The following is a 14,028-nucleotide window of genomic DNA, read 5'->3' on the forward strand; positions in this document are numbered from 1 at the left end:
ATAGGGTGTAAAACCCTATCGTGGGTTCGAATCCCATCCCCTCCGCCAGTTCCCATACGAGGCGTGCTCTCTGCCCGACCGAGCCCCGCCCTGGGTGGCAGGTCTCCCGGGGTTTTTGGGGCAGACCTGTTGACCGGGGCAGACGCGGAGAACGCGTGAAATCGCTCTCCGGGGGCCAGTTCTCTCCGGACCTTCTGACTCGGCCGATTTAGTACACCCGAAAAAAGCTACGAAAAATCAATGCTTTCTGGTCGGGGGGTGGGACTTACGGTTCGAATGCCGCTTGGGCTCCGGTGGGCCTCCTCACAACCTTTCTCTCCCGACCAGGGCACCGCGCTAGCGGGGCAACACCACGCGCCCTCGAGACGCAAGCAGCCTCGCTGCAAGGGCTCACTGGGCCTCAAGCCAGGTGTCTGTCGCCACCTATGGTCCCCCCTCGAGTTTCCGAAGCGCAAGGCCTCCAGACCCTGGCGGGGGCCTTCGCGGCGGCAGAGAAACGGGGCCTCTAGCCGCCAGCTGCCAGCTTCGCGCCCTTCTTGAGGTTGCACCCCCTGCAGAGCAGCTCGACGTTGGCCGGCGAGCCAGAGCCGCCGAGAGCGACAGGGACGATGTGGTCGAAGTGCAAATCCTCATCGGCGCCACATCGGACGCAAGCGCCGCCGTCGCGTTCCCAGACGACCCTCCGGGTGTAGGACGAGATCCGCCCAAACGTCCCCCGTCCCCCAGCGGCGTCCCGAAGCGGTGCGGCGGGTGCGCGCCCGCCGAACCGCAGCTTGACCTGCGAGCGGCTGATGAACAGCCGCCGGCTCACACCTTCACCCCGGCCATAGTGGCGAGATCCTCGATCGCGCGCGAGAGGTTCCGTAGCAGGATGATCTTCTGCGGGTCTCCTGCCTTCAGGTCCTGGACGTCGCTCATCGGCGTGTTCTTCAACGCCTCGGTGGCCTTCTTGACCTGGAAGAACACGTCGCTCCCCAACGTGGGGTCCTTGCCCGCGAGCACCTGGGCGGCAGCATCGTAACCGGACTCGTCGAGCGCCTTCACTGCGTCGGGATCCTTCATGATCTGCTCCAGGGTGCGCACCTGGCGGGGATCGTGGATCTTGCCGCCGGCTACCCAGCCGAAGTAGCGGGCGCGGAAGCCATCGGCGTCGCTATCGTAGAGCTCCTTCAGCCCCTTCTTGCGGACCATCTCGTGGAACAGTGTGAAGCGAGAAACGTACTTCGGGTCACTGTGGACCTGCAGGAATGCGGTCATGGCATCGTAGGCCGCCAGCTGCTCGGCCACCTTGGACTTGCTCATCCGCAGGTGGTTGGTGAGCCAGTCGTACGGCTTGCCGTGCACGCGGTGCAGCTCATGTGTGGTCTTAGCCTGGGTGTAGGCATCCCAGGAGATCTTCTTCGCCACATGGACGTCGGCGATCATGATCGCGACGTCTTCCTCCGTAAGCTGCTGGTCGAAGATGTGCGCCGGGATGGTGTCGAAGCGGTTGTCGCCGGGATGCGACAGGCGGAGCTTCCTGCTGCTCGCGGTGCGGCAGTTGCCCTCGCGCACGGTGTAGCCGCCGTTCTTGTCGCGCTGGACGATGATATGCTCGCGCACCCCGCCGTTTGCGAGGATGGACTGGGAGAGTGCCTTCACCTGGTCCTTCTCCCAAAGCGCATCAACAATGTCGTCCTGGGAGGCGCTGCCGCTGAACCGATGCCCGAGCAGGTACTCGATGCGCGGGTTCTTAGGGTCGAGCCTCACAGCGTCGACCGGAATCCGGGCAATTTCGTAGGGGACCTGCTTGCCCTGCAGGATGACGTAGTCCTTAACCGCCATGGGGCGGGACCTCCTGTGCTGCTGACAGGATCGTTGGTACCACTTAGTACCATCATGATAAAGAGTACCGCTTACATTTTTCGGTACTGTGATCGCGCTCACGTCTCGGCCTCGTTAGGTGCCGCGCGGGTGGCCATGCCCGCGTCGGGTATACTCCTCGGCCCGGGAGGCTGACGGTGCTGTCGAGCCACATAATGCCTACGAACTTGTCGCTGGCTCACCACTCAGGACAGGCGCCGGCCGTCCGCGATCAGCTTGCAGGTGTGTGCCTTTTTCTCGGTGTTCAGCAGCTCGATTCGCGGCAGCCTGATCCCCGCCGCCCTCTAGCCGGCGCAGCTCAGCATATAGCGGCCTGAGACGTGGCAGGCGCCCAACGTGCGCCCACTCCGCGAGCGGCAGAAACCTTTTTAGCATTGACCTAGACCTCCTGCCGCAGCTGCTCGCGTTGCAGCTTAGTCCCGCTTCACAAAATCAGCTCATGATGTAGAATAAGCCGCGAGGGTCGGCTTCGGATCAGCAACCGTTACGCAAGCGGGGCGGCGCAGCTGGACATGAAGAGAAAGATGGCGCTGCGACTCGCTCAGCACACCGATAAGCTTGCAGGCAGCTTTGCCGCCAGACCGGCCGCTGATCTGGCGATCGGTGGTGTGCTGCTTGACCTTTGTAGGTCTTCGGCAGACCTGCCCCTGCGGGCGATCACAAGGACCACCAAGAGGGGGATCTAAGAAAGGCCATGCCAGACATAAATCAGCCTGACGAAATGCGAAAGAATGCTGAAGAGCTTGCCATCAAGTCAGTAGATATCGTCAAACGTCTCGCCCACGAGTCTGTGAACGCCGAGACCAAGCGCAGGGCACAAATCCGCAAGGCCGTAGACGACGTCGCCGGAGTGTTGATCAATGAAGCTCAAGCGAATTAAGCTCTCGCACTTCCGGCAGTTCTACGGCGAGCAGGAAGTCGAGATTGCTGATGATATCGACAAAAATGTCACACTCATTCACGCCCAGAATGGTGTCGGGAAAACGACCATACTGAACTCAGTTTTATGGACATTCTATGCAAAGACGACAGCGAAGTTCTTAGAGCCTGAGAAAATCATCAATCGCACGGCTCGTCAGCAAGGCGTCAAGAAGGCTTCCGTTTCTATCGAATTTACACACGACGGCCGAGATTATTTAGCTCAACGCTACTATACTGAGGGTGCCGGCCAAGATTTCAAAATTCACGTAATCGAGAGTGGGAACTACACGCGGCACTTGACTCCGGACGAGTTCGTCGAGTCGGTGATGCCCAAGGCCATGGCGCCGTATTTTTACTTTGACGGCGAGCACGCGGAGACCTTCAGCGCGGCTCACCACCACAAGCAGGTTGCCAAGGCCATTCGCAACATCCTGGGCTGCAACATCGCGGAGATCGCGATCGGAGACTTGGAGGCTTGCGCGAAGGGCCTGCGCCGCGAGATCTCGTCCATACCCGACGCAACCGATCTCAAGGACGCTGAAAGGGATCTGGAGCGCCTTGAGCTGCTGTCGCAGCAGCTAGAGACGAAAATCCAAGTCCTCGAGGACAGGCACACCACCATTCAGGAGACCGTCGACGAGATTGGGCGGCAGCTCCAAGGCCTGACCATCGTAGCGACCAAGCAGAAGTTACGCGAGGAAAAGGAGCGCTCGCTCAAGGGCGTCTGCGCAGACATCGCTGAGTGCCAGAAGGCCGTCATCGCCTGGGCGGGACGCCCAGAAACCATCCGCCTCGTGGCCAAGAAGCTGACGGACTCGTCACTGGACTTCATCGATGAGGAGACGCTGCGCGGGAAGATCCCCAGTCCATATAATGAGACCTTTGTGAAAGGCTTGCTCCAGGCCCATATCTGCGTTTGTGGGCGCCCACTGGAAGAGCACACGAAGGAATACCAAGCCATCTTCAAGCTGCTTGAGTCGGCGGGCAACTCGCAAATTCTAAATCGCGTGGTCAAGGCGAAAGCCAAGTGCCAGGAGTTAGCGAAGGATCGCGACGCTGCCATCCGTGTGCTGCGCAAACACGAGGAGCGGCTAGGTCAGCTCCGCCAGCGCGAGCAAGAGCTGGAGCAGGAAATCGTTGCTGTCGGCAAAGAGATTGCCGGCATTGACATCTCAGAAGTCCAGGACAAGGAAAACGCCCGCCGTAAGGCGCAGACCGAGCTTCGCTCCATCGACACGGAAATCGGTGCGGCCCGCCATCAAAAGCGCCAGGTGGACGCTGATCTGCAGCAGGCGAAGCGAAAATACCAGCAGCTCTCCGGCGAAAATAACCGGGCCAAGCCGCTTAAGCTGCGTCATACACTCGCTGAAGCGGCAACTCAGTACCTAAAGGCAGAACTCAAGGAGCACGAGAATTCGGCCCGCAAGCTGATCCAGTCTGACGTTCGGAAGATCATCAAGGCGACCGCTCGCAAGGACTACAACTTCAAGCTCTACGATGACTACCGAATGGAGCTGCTCTTCGAGGACGGGACCATGGTCCCCCGCAGCACCGGCGAAAGTCAGCTGCTGAGCCTAGCCTTCATTGCTGCGCTCGTCCGTTTTTCGAAGCTCCGCAGCAATGCCAAGGGCGGCAGGATCCTCATACCGGGCATCGTCGCGCCGCTGGTCCTCGATTCGCCGTTCGGGCAGTTGGACGATATATATCGTGCGGCCACGGCGGCGTTCGTCCCTCAGCTCGCCGAGCAAGTGGTCGTGCTCGTGTCTCGTTCACAGGGCGACGACTCAGTCCTTAACGCGCTACGCCCGCGCATTGGTGCCGAGTACGTCCTCACAGCCGAAACCACCGGTGAACGCGGTGACCGCAAGGAAGAATACATCCAGATAAACGGCAGGATTTATCCGCTTAGCCGCTACGAGTGCGAACGCGAGATGACGCGGATCCAGCAGGTGCAGCGATGAGGAACATCCGCCGCAGTAGGAAGCACGACGACCTTGTTTCCCGACTGGCCGAACGGCCGGTCTCAGAGCAGCTGAACCAGAAGATCTTCCCCACATACAAGGCGCTGATGTGCTTTGCCGCCTGCCTTGGCTTCGATCGCGGCGCCGAGGAGGACGTCACCGACCCCGTGGATTTTGTCGACTCACGTGTGATCGAACGCGATGCCGACTGCATGGACCTCATTTACCTGATAGGGCTCGCCAAGGCCCGAGACGGCGGGATCCTGAAGGACGGTCCAGAGACCGAGGCGCAGCTCGCCAACGTGTTCGAACGGTTCTCCGAGGGCGGTCTCGGCGTCCTGCAGCAGTGGATGCGCGAAACACCTTCCGACGCATATGGCCACGCTGCGATTATCAGTGCCTTGCATAAGCATGGGTACATCGCCGCGCCCTCCACCCAAGGCACCGGGGAGGAGCCCGACTTTTGAGCCTCTCCTCGCTACCGCTGAAGCCAGTATACCGCTCGGCCCGCGACGACCTGGTCAAGGACTTCTACATCCCCTGCATGAAGTCCACTGTCCGGTACGATCGGGCTGTCGGCTTCTTTTCAGCGTCAATGCTGTCCCTGGCTGCCCAGGGGCTGACGGCTTTGGTTGAGCGCCAAGGACAGATGCGTCTCATCGTTGGCGGTGCGCTGACAGAGGAAGAGGCCGAGGCTGTCTTGCGCGGTTATGCAGAAAGGGCGAAGGCGGCAGCCGAGGAAAGGCTGCAAGTCGAGATGAAGGCCATTCTCGAGAGCATATCCGACAGCCTACTCGAGTGCCGCCTGCACGCCCTCTCTAACCTCGTTGCGGCAGGTAGGCTCGACATAAAGGTGGCCCTGACACGGAAGGGCATGTACCACGAGAAGATCGGCGTCTTTTACGACGCCGAGGGCAACTCAGTGGTGTTCGCCGGTTCGGCGAACGAATCTCAACACGCCTTGTCCCCGGACTTCAACTTCGAGTCCATCTCAGTTTACCCGTCCTGGAACGCTCACGTCAGGTCCTATCACGACGAGTACGCGAGCGGCTTCGAGTCGCTCTGGGCGAACACCGAGGAGCGCGCCATCGTCCTCGACTTTCCAAGGGCCGCTCAGGAGGAGCTGATCAAGTTCGCCTCGGCCCGGGCGGGCATGGTCACGCCTGACCTGGAGCTGGCCGTTTGGGACGAGTTGCGGAGGAAGTACGTGGAGGAGGGCACGGCGACCGGCGATGGACCGCCGCGGCCCACCCTGCCGCGCACCTACAAAGGCGCTGAGTTCTCTGTGCGCAGCCACCAGCGTGAGGCGCTGCGGAAGTGGAAAGCAAACGACTTCCTCGGCATCCTCGAGCTTGCCACTGGCGCGGGCAAGACGGTCACCGCCATCTACGCCGCGACGCAGACGCTGCTGGCTCGCGGACGCCTAGCCCTCATCGTTGCGGTTCCCTACCAGAGCCTTGCCGAGCAATGGGTCGAGGAAATGGCCCTGTTTGGGTGGCGGGCGGTACCCTGCTTCGGCGGCTGGCAGTTGTGGCAGGAGAGGGCCAATGAGCTGGCCATGGCGTTCCGCGGCGGTGGCATTTCGTGCCTCGCCTTCGTCGTCGTGAACGCCACACTCGGCTCCGAGAAGTTTCAGGAGTTGCTGGCGCAGATCTCGCCCGAGGAGATGATGTGGGTCGGTGACGAGTGTCACCACCACGGCAGCGAGCGGCTAGCGCGCAGCGTGCCCGCGAAGGCCAAATACACGCTCGGCCTATCCGCCACGCCCTTCGACGAGTTCTCCGATGTGCGCAACGACCGTATCCACCAATGCTACGGGCAGGTGGTGAGCGCATACGGCCTGCGCGAGGCGTTACAGGACGGCGTGCTCACGCCCTACGACTACCACGTCCACACTGTCGAGCTAACCGACCGAGAGACCCTCGAGTATATCGAGCTCTCCAACAAGATCCGCAGCCTTATGCAGGCCGGCGCAGACGCTGAGGAAAACGCAGCGCTCACCGCCGTGCTGATGCAACGTGCGCGCCTACTGGGCGCGGCCGCCAACAAGCTCGTGCTGCTCGACGAGCTTCTGGATGGCAAGAAGGTCGACCCGATGACGCTGTTCTACTGTGGTGACGGCTCGGCCGAGGGCGACGATGACAGCGCAGCCGTCCGGCAAATCGATGCGGTCTCTATGCTTGTGCACCGGCACGGCTGGCGCACCAGCCACTTCACGGCCCGCGAGAGTCGTAAGGAGCGGCAGGCCATCCTCGACGACTTCCGCCTGAACAACATCGACGGCTTAGTGGCTATCCGTTGCTTGGATGAGGGCGTTGACGTCCCTGCCTGTCGGGCCGCCTACATCCTCGCCAGCTCGCGCAACCCCCGACAGTTCATTCAGCGGCGGGGCCGCATCCTGCGCCGGTCCCCCGGGAAGGACCACGCCACTATTCACGATTTCCTAGTGCGTGTCCCTCCAACCGGCGACACCAATCGTTCTGTCGAGCGCAGCCTTGTTAGAGCCGAGCTGAAGCGCGTCGCTGAATTCACGGGCTGCGCGAGAAACTTCTCAGAGGTCTTTTCGGCAGTTCGCCCTCTTCTCGACGAGTACGATCTGCTGCACGACCTAGTGGCAGGCTCGCTGCCGCAGCACGCGGATGCGAGCGATAATCCAAGCCAGGCTACGTAAGGGTCGACGACGCGACAAGACCGGCATCTCCGGTCAAAGTTCCTTCCGACTTGCTCGGCATCGCCTGCGCCAAGAAGGAGGCCAAGTCGCGCTGCGTCCTGTCGCCGGACAGTTGGGCGATTCCTCGATGGAGGTGGAGACGGAATTGGGTTGCGAGCGTCTCATCGTCTGTTCCGAGACCGTCGCGCAAGCACCGCTCCTTCAGCAACGCGAGATAGATGCGCTCATATCGCCCCCCAAAAACTGACCAAGTCAGCTCTACGTTGCTGTCGCCTGGGATCTTCGCCGGTGGGGGCGGATCTTGGTCGGCCAGCGACCGACAGAAGCCCCAGCGGCAGAGTGTGTTCCAGTGTTCGACGCCTGTGTACCGTTTCAACCGACTTAGCTGCTCTCTCGCCTGCTGAGAGAGCTTGATCCGCTCAATTGGCGACACCGGCCATCTCCTCATTCAGGTATCCGTCGTACACGACCGTTCGACCGATCGTTTCGTCGAACTGAAGGCGATAGCTTCGCCCGACCGCCGGGCGCAGCGCGTCCAAATACTTCCCGGTGATTTCCTCGTCGGTCGACAGCAGCACCACCTGATGGCTCGCCCGTGGAAAGTACTCAGTAACCAGGTGAGATCGATGCTCTGAGTCGAGACGTCCGAGCGGCGTGTCGATTACGGTCGGCAGGGGACGCCCAGACGCCTTGGCAAGTCCCCACAAGATTGCGACAGCGAGCAGCTGACGTTCGCCCGCAGACAGCCGCTCCGCGTTTGCCGGTAATCCGTCCCCGCCCCGAAGTGAGAGGTCGAACGTCACAGGATCTATCTTGATCTCAGTGACAAGCGACCTCTTACGGGCAAGCTGCTGAAAGCTCGCCAGGATCAGCTTCTCGATTCGAGCAACGTGGCGCTCCACGACACGACCCTTGAAGCGCGTGAGTGTCTCCCGCACGCGAGCGGAGTGCGTGAGCAGGCGCTGGACATCAGCGCGCTCAATACCTGCGAGCGCTTCCTCCTCCATGATCCGAGCTTCGCGCTCTCGCAGCTCGCTGAGTGTCCGATCGAGCTTCGCCACCCCGGCATCGCTGCGGCTGCGTTCCGCATCCAATGTGGCAATGGTGACGCGCAAGCGTTCGCGCGCCGCGGCAAGCTCGGCCACTGCGTCTTCATTCGGCGCGGCCGTGGCAGTGATCTTCGCTTCCTCCAGCGCCTCAGAGGCGATCCTCTCCGCTCCTAGAGCCCTGCTAAGTCGCTCCTCCGTCGTTGGAAGCTCCTCCTGAAGCAGGCCACCGAGCAAGAGGACGCCCTGCGGTCCGAGATCAAGATGTGTTTCAATCCGCGCTTCCGCCGACCGCTCGTCGAGCCAGCGGCTCATCGCCTTCCGCAGGTTCGAGACATCACGGGGCGGCAGCTTCTGGATCTCTGGCGTATTAAGCAACGCGCGCTGTGCCTCGGCAGCGAGTTCCAGCGCATCTCGGGTCCGCCGAGCGCGGTCCTCAGAAGCAGCACGCTCCGCTGCAGCGGCCAGTAGATCCTTCACGAGCAACAGCGGAGCCGCGCCGGCGGCGATGTCCAACAGCTCGCGTCGGGCTTGCTCTGCCTGCGCGCTCGCGACCGCGAGGGCTGCTTCAAGCTCGGCCCGCCGGTCAAAGAGCGCCCCACCCTCGCGCCTGTAACGCTCCTCAATGCCCCGCAACTCCGCCTGCCGGCGATCGATCAAATTCGCAGTGGCCGCTCTCTCAGCTATGAGCTTGGCGCGTTCTTCCCCCAACTGCGCGATCCGCGTGCGCAGGTCCTCGGCTCGGCGGCGGTCCACTGCCGGTCCAGCTTCCGCCCGCTTTCGACGCTCCAGCACCTGCAAGTCGGCCGCCAGGCGCTCTACAATGTCCAGCCCCAGGAGGTTCTGGACGGCAGTTGCGATGAGCGCCGGCGCACCAGCTAGATCGGCGTACGCCTCGATCTTCTCGCCATCAAATAGGAAGAGCGGAGCAATCCGCAGCGGGATGAAATCCTCGACGTGCTCCGCCCAATGCTCAGTGGCGAGACGATCAATGCGTCCATTCCGGACAACCTCGAAGCGCTCACGACGGGTCGCGCCGACCCTGCTCCAAGATCGGTGGAGGCGGAACGTCTGCTCCTCGCCCTCAACGGTGTGCCGGAACGCCACCTCAATTGCAGCCGTGTCGTCCGCGCTGCGGTGATGCACGCTACGACGGAGATACTCGTCGTAGGATAGCTCGCCCCGGCCAGCACACCGGGCTACCGGCCCATAGAGGCAGAGTTGCAGCGCGTCGAGGAAGGTCGTCTTTCCGGCCCCGTTGAGCGCGCCGACCAGAACGATCGGACGATCCGAGCTCGGTGGGGTCAGCGTGACGACTTGCCGCCCGCCGTAGACTCCGAAATTGTGGAGGACGAGTTCGTCGAAGGTCATGCTGCGTCCCCCGCCTCTGTCTGTGGTTCAGCGAGAGGAGAAAGCAGCGGAAGGTCGGCGTCGCGCTGCGTACTCCTGACCTTTTCGACGGCTTCACGCTTCGCGACGGCCTGCCGCCGAGCGTCATCCGCGTTCTCGTAGAACCCCTTTTGCAGAGCGCGCTCGAGTTCCTTGAAGAGCCCAGCGCGTCTGGCCATGCTGCGGTGGCGCCGCTCGATGTCTAGGAGCTCGCGCGTTGTCTCGAAGTGGAGGCGGTCCCCACCACAAACATCGCGCAGCAGCCTCACCTCCTCGCTCCCAATAACTAGGTTATCGTCCACCGGTGGTCCGGGATAGCGCTCTCCGGTGGCCGCCTCGTAAATCGAAGGCAAGCTGTCTTCGATTTCGTGCTTCTCCAACACCCAGATCCTGCGGATCTCCTGCAGCTCCGGCATCGTGATGAGCTCGAGCGAGCGCACCTGCTCCGGCCCGCGGACTCGGACCTGCTGCTGAGCCTCGAGTAGGCGCTGCAGCCAGCGTTCGCGGACGTCCTGCAGGTAGGGGCCCGGGATCAGAGCGAGCTCGCTGCGCTTCTTGTCCAAGGCATCGCGCTTCTCGTACAGCTGCAGGGACCCATTCATCCGCCGGAAGTCGCGGAGATGGCTGTCGTCCTTTATGTCAAGCTCGTTCCGCAGCTCTAGGAGGGGGAGCATCCACTCCTTCTCCTGGTCGTTGCTAATCATCGCCTGCATCGACTTGTCCTTCTCGACGAGCGTGCAGACCCAGCAGCCAAAGCGGCTGTCGCCGCAGCTCGGCGTGGATGCGTCGATGACGAGTGGACATTCACCGTCGGACGACGCGCCCTGGTACATCGTCAGGAGGTCCTTGTTGTCGAACCCCCAGGGGTTCGCCACCTGCATGAGAAACACCCAGACGTCGTCGTTGGACCAGTCCTCGATCGGCGTATAGACGTACGAGTTGGGAAGCTTGCCGTTGGGGCTGAGCCGCTCCCGGACCCGACGCCCCTCCAGGCGCTCCATGGAGCGGGCCCTCGCCTGGCTTTCGGCTTTGCGGGTGCCGAGCACGACAATGGCCTCGCCGTTCGCGCGCACCACGTCCGAGATGAAGCGGTTTGACGGGTCGATCTTCAGCCGTTCGGTGCACCATCTGAACTTTGGCCTGGGAGCGGGATAGCCCCGGCCGATTAGGTTCACCCAGAAGCTGTCCGTGGGCTCCGGAGTTAGCCGGTGCGCCTTGAGCGGAAGGCCGACTTTCGCCGCCTGCTCGCCCATCCGCTCGAGGGACCGCGCCACCCAGGCTGATACGATTGGATTCTCGACCAGCGTGTCCGTGCTGATCACGTGGACAGGCTTGCGAAGTTCATCGGTGGAGAGGCGGCTGAGCGCTAGCCAGACAAGCTGAAGGGTTGCAGTGGAGTCCTTGCCGCCACTGTACCCGATGACCCATGGGATCCCGTCGGCCTTGTAGAGGTCAATCACCTCCTCGATCAGACGTCCAATAGTCCGTTTGAAGCCGAGCGGGCGGAAGGCCGACGGCCTCTGCGCGGCTGCAATCTCAGGCAGCATGATCGCCTCTGGCATATGCGTCTTCCAACCTCTGTTCCTCCGGCGTCAGTGGGATGCGGAGATGCACCTTGATGGCATTACTGGTCAGTACAACGTTCTGAAGCGACTTCGAGACGCGCCCGCCGAGCGTGGCGCGCCCTTCCCAAGCCGGGTTCGTCCGCCGCCAGTCCATCTGCTTCAGCGCCGCGAACCGGCGCGACCAGTCGACTTCCGCATGCTCCCGGAGCAAGGCGTTGCCGACCCGCCCCAGGGCGTGCAGGACCACGCCGTGGGAGTGGATAAAGTCCTCTCGCACCTCGCCGGCCGTCAGCCGTCCGGTGCGAACGGAGTCCCACTCGGGCATCCGCGCTGCGATCGCCGACCAGAACTCGCACGCGCTGTCGATAGCGCGGTCCCGGTCCTCAGGCTCACACCCCGCGAAAAGCGCCGTGGTAGCCGTGTAGATCGCACTGAGCGTAAAGAGCCGCCGGGATCTGCGCGAGAGAGTCGATCTCTCCATTTCAACCAGGTCCCTGAACGCACGGAGCCGGGTCACCACGGATCTAGCCAGCGAGGCTTTGTCGTCCCGGTGATCGTACAAGACGCTGAGCGACCTGGCCGGGCGGATGGCGTATCGATTCAAGTCCGCAAACATCTGCTGGCTGCGCTCGAGCCCTCGGTCGTGGAACAGCACCACCGCTATGCTTTCATCGGCGAGCTCGGGGGCGGACCGCAGCGCCTCTTCGATTGCGGCCCTGCGGTGCTGTCCGTCGTTGATAATGAATCGGGCCGCCATCGGCACGTGGAGGCGACCGCAGAGCTTCTGATCGGAGTCTCTTGAAGCGATAAATCGCAAGTCCGCATCAACAGATGCAGTAATTGCCGAGAAAACGTAAGTTTCTCGATTTTCCAGTATGTACCGCGCCATCTCGGGAATTCTGGTACGATTCAATTGTCTCTGCGCGCGACTCTCCGGAATGCGATCGTCTTCCTCAAATTGGAAAAGCCGAGGCAGGAGCTTGAGGGGGCACATGGATACGTAGTACTCGCGCCCAGCCTGGATGCCTCGAATTGCCGGAAAGACATACTCGAAGGGCGACTCCACAAGCGACTCCCGTATCTATTGTGCGCGGAACGTGCTTGCGGGCCGCCAGTTTGTCAACTACGAAAACAAACCGGCAGGCTGTGGAGACAAACCGATGGCGCGAGTTCCATATCTCGATTGTGCCGCAACGACACAGGTTGACCCGCGAGTTGCCGAGCTGGTCATGCGCTTCATGGTCGAGGAGTTCGGCAACGCCGGAAGCCGCACTCACACCTATGGCGCAGCTGCGCAGCGTGAGGTGAACAGCGCCCGAGAGAGGATTGCTGCCACTCTCGCTGCATCACCCGAGGAGATCATCTTCACCAGCGGCGCGACCGAGAGCGACAACCTGGCCATACTTGGGCTGGCGGAAGCGGGGCTCGAGTCCGGACGCCGCCACATCGTCACAACCGCCATCGAACATAAGGCGGTTCTAGAGCCAGTCGAACACCTTAAGACGCGAGGGTTCGACGCCACGTTGGTCTGTCCAGATAGACTGGGGCATGTCGCCGCGGGGGAGGTGCTCGGCGCGGTGCGCCCGGACACGCTGCTCGTATCGGTGATGCACGCCAACAACGAGACCGGTGCCCTCCAGCCGGTCGACGCGATCGCGGAGGGGCTTGCGAACTTAGGTGATGGCGACGGTCCGTATTTCCACGTCGACGCGGCCCAGAGCTACGGCAAGGAGACCGGAGAGCTCCGGAACACGCGCATCGACCTCATCTCGATCAGCGGACACAAGGTGTTCGCTCCAAAGGGCGTGGGAGCACTCCTCGCGCGACGGCGGCGTGGCCGACGTCCGCCCCTGAGACCGCTGATGCACGGAGGCGGACAGGAGCGCGGCTTGCGTCCCGGGACCCTACCGGTACCCTTGATCGCTGGGCTTGGGCTTGCGGCCGAGCTAGCAGAGGCCGAGCGCGCCGAGCGCGCGCGGGCGTGCCGCCGGATCCGCGCGGCGGCGCTCGAGGCGTTCGCCCCCCTGGCTCCTGTCGTCCACGCGGACCCGTCCAGGGTCCTCCCGAACATTCTCAGCATCGCCTTCCCTGGCCTGGATGCGGAGGCGCTGATGGTCGCACTGAAGGATATGGCCGCCGTCTCCAACGGCTCGGCGTGCACCTCCGAGCGCTACTCGCTCAGCCATGTGCTCGAGGCGATGGGTCTCCCAAGCGAGATAGTCTCGGGCACGGTCCGGATGTCCTGGTCGCACGCGACGCCCGCGGTGCCTTGGGAGCGTATCGCGGACGCGATCGGGCTCATGGCATGAGTGCTCGGCCTGCCTGGCTGCGCGCCCGGACCTTTCTACCGCGGAGTTATCGCGCCCCGAGACTTAGCCCTACGCTGCGGAGGACGTCTTCGTGAGTGTCCGGGGCGAAGTTGGCGTCTAGCAGAACCTGCGCCGCCTGCTCGATCAGAGCAGGCACGTCGTTCAACAGGCTCAATATCTCACGATTGAAACCCGCCGCGGGGTTTTGCCGAGCGAGAGCTCCGGGGCGTGCGTTCCCCCCTCTGTCGAACAGCTTCTCACGCTCGGCTGCGTGAATCTCCCAGACGCCGTCCGTAACGAGGC

Annotated in this window: 10 protein-coding genes; 4 read left to right on the plus strand and 6 right to left on the minus strand. The window is 62.5% G+C overall.

Translation table 11 applies throughout. From position 1 onward, the window contains the following. Nucleotides 1-505 precede the first annotated feature (505 nt). Together ACK8OX_RS21285 and ACK8OX_RS21290 are read right to left on the minus strand one after the other, a co-directional pair. Nucleotides 506-811 carry an HNH endonuclease gene (locus tag ACK8OX_RS21285; RefSeq protein WP_430666260.1) on the minus strand — a complete coding sequence of 102 codons (306 nt, stop codon included), beginning with the start codon at nucleotides 809-811 and terminating at the stop codon, nucleotides 506-508. Continuing rightward, the gene (locus tag ACK8OX_RS21290; protein ID WP_430666261.1) at nucleotides 808-1,824 is read right to left on the minus strand and encodes a hypothetical protein; all 1,017 of its coding nucleotides are present in this window, start codon (nucleotides 1,822-1,824) and stop codon (nucleotides 808-810) included. Before ACK8OX_RS21290 ends, ACK8OX_RS21285 begins: the two co-directional genes overlap by 4 nt. Before the next feature lie 899 nt (nucleotides 1,825-2,723). Between ACK8OX_RS21290 and ACK8OX_RS21295 the strand changes: the two genes are divergently transcribed. The 3 genes from ACK8OX_RS21295 to ACK8OX_RS21305 are packed head-to-tail and all read left to right on the plus strand — an operon-like array spanning nucleotide 2,724 to nucleotide 7,416. After that, nucleotides 2,724-4,745 (plus strand): AAA family ATPase, encoded by a 2,022-nt coding sequence (locus tag ACK8OX_RS21295; RefSeq protein WP_430666262.1) that lies wholly within the window; start codon nucleotides 2,724-2,726, stop codon nucleotides 4,743-4,745. After that, entirely contained in the window at nucleotides 4,742-5,212 is a 471-nt protein-coding gene (locus ACK8OX_RS21300; protein WP_430666263.1) for a hypothetical protein, read from the plus strand. The genes ACK8OX_RS21295 and ACK8OX_RS21300 overlap by 4 nt, the downstream gene beginning before the upstream one ends. Further along, a complete protein-coding gene (locus ACK8OX_RS21305; protein ID WP_430666264.1) occupies nucleotides 5,209-7,416 on the plus strand; it encodes a DEAD/DEAH box helicase family protein in 2,208 nt (735 codons plus the stop codon). The genes ACK8OX_RS21300 and ACK8OX_RS21305 overlap by 4 nt, the downstream gene beginning before the upstream one ends. Here the strand turns inward: ACK8OX_RS21305 and dndE are convergent. Genes dndE through dndB form a run of 4 tightly spaced genes read right to left on the minus strand, consistent with a single transcriptional unit; the run spans nucleotide 7,409 to nucleotide 12,482 of the window. Further along, nucleotides 7,409-7,864 carry a DNA sulfur modification protein DndE gene (gene dndE / locus ACK8OX_RS21310; RefSeq protein ID WP_430666265.1) on the minus strand — a complete coding sequence of 152 codons (456 nt, stop codon included), beginning with the start codon at nucleotides 7,862-7,864 and terminating at the stop codon, nucleotides 7,409-7,411. The genes ACK8OX_RS21305 and dndE overlap by 8 nt on opposite strands. Beyond that, nucleotides 7,836-9,833, minus strand: coding sequence for a DNA sulfur modification protein DndD (dndD, locus tag ACK8OX_RS21315; protein ID WP_430666266.1), 1,998 nt, complete (start codon nucleotides 9,831-9,833; stop codon nucleotides 7,836-7,838). The genes dndE and dndD overlap by 29 nt, the downstream gene beginning before the upstream one ends. Continuing rightward, nucleotides 9,830-11,413 carry a DNA phosphorothioation system sulfurtransferase DndC gene (gene dndC, locus ACK8OX_RS21320; protein ID WP_430666267.1) on the minus strand — a complete coding sequence of 528 codons (1,584 nt, stop codon included), beginning with the start codon at nucleotides 11,411-11,413 and terminating at the stop codon, nucleotides 9,830-9,832. The genes dndD and dndC overlap by 4 nt, the downstream gene beginning before the upstream one ends. Continuing rightward, the gene (gene dndB / locus ACK8OX_RS21325; protein WP_430666268.1) at nucleotides 11,388-12,482 is read right to left on the minus strand and encodes a DNA sulfur modification protein DndB; all 1,095 of its coding nucleotides are present in this window, start codon (nucleotides 12,480-12,482) and stop codon (nucleotides 11,388-11,390) included. The genes dndC and dndB overlap by 26 nt, the downstream gene beginning before the upstream one ends. Nucleotides 12,483-12,576: 94 nt before the next feature. On the opposite strand from dndB, the gene ACK8OX_RS21330 reads away from it, so the two are divergent. Further along, nucleotides 12,577-13,725 carry an aminotransferase class V-fold PLP-dependent enzyme gene (locus ACK8OX_RS21330; RefSeq protein ID WP_430666269.1) on the plus strand — a complete coding sequence of 383 codons (1,149 nt, stop codon included), beginning with the start codon at nucleotides 12,577-12,579 and terminating at the stop codon, nucleotides 13,723-13,725. Nucleotides 13,726-14,028 lie beyond the last annotated feature (303 nt).

It is taken from the genome of Falsiroseomonas sp. CW058 (genome assembly GCF_050563535.1).
Lineage (GTDB): Bacteria > Pseudomonadota > Alphaproteobacteria > Acetobacterales > Acetobacteraceae > Falsiroseomonas.

What these genes read in the sequence shown, in the direction of transcription:
- dndD (WP_430666266.1), bottom strand. Translation starts at nt 9,833, where the DNA reads ATGACCTTCGACGAACTCGTCCTCCACAATTTCGGAGTCTACGGCGGG.
- dndE (WP_430666265.1), bottom strand. Translation starts at nt 7,864, where the DNA reads ATGAGGAGATGGCCGGTGTCGCCAATTGAGCGGATCAAGCTCTCTCAG.
- ACK8OX_RS21290 (WP_430666261.1), bottom strand. Translation starts at nt 1,824, where the DNA reads ATGGCGGTTAAGGACTACGTCATCCTGCAGGGCAAGCAGGTCCCCTAC.
- ACK8OX_RS21330 (WP_430666269.1), top strand. Translation starts at nt 12,577, where the DNA reads ATGGCGCGAGTTCCATATCTCGATTGTGCCGCAACGACACAGGTTGAC.
- dndC (WP_430666267.1), bottom strand. Translation starts at nt 11,413, where the DNA reads ATGCCAGAGGCGATCATGCTGCCTGAGATTGCAGCCGCGCAGAGGCCG.
- ACK8OX_RS21295 (WP_430666262.1), top strand. Translation starts at nt 2,724, where the DNA reads ATGAAGCTCAAGCGAATTAAGCTCTCGCACTTCCGGCAGTTCTACGGC.
- ACK8OX_RS21300 (WP_430666263.1), top strand. Translation starts at nt 4,742, where the DNA reads ATGAGGAACATCCGCCGCAGTAGGAAGCACGACGACCTTGTTTCCCGA.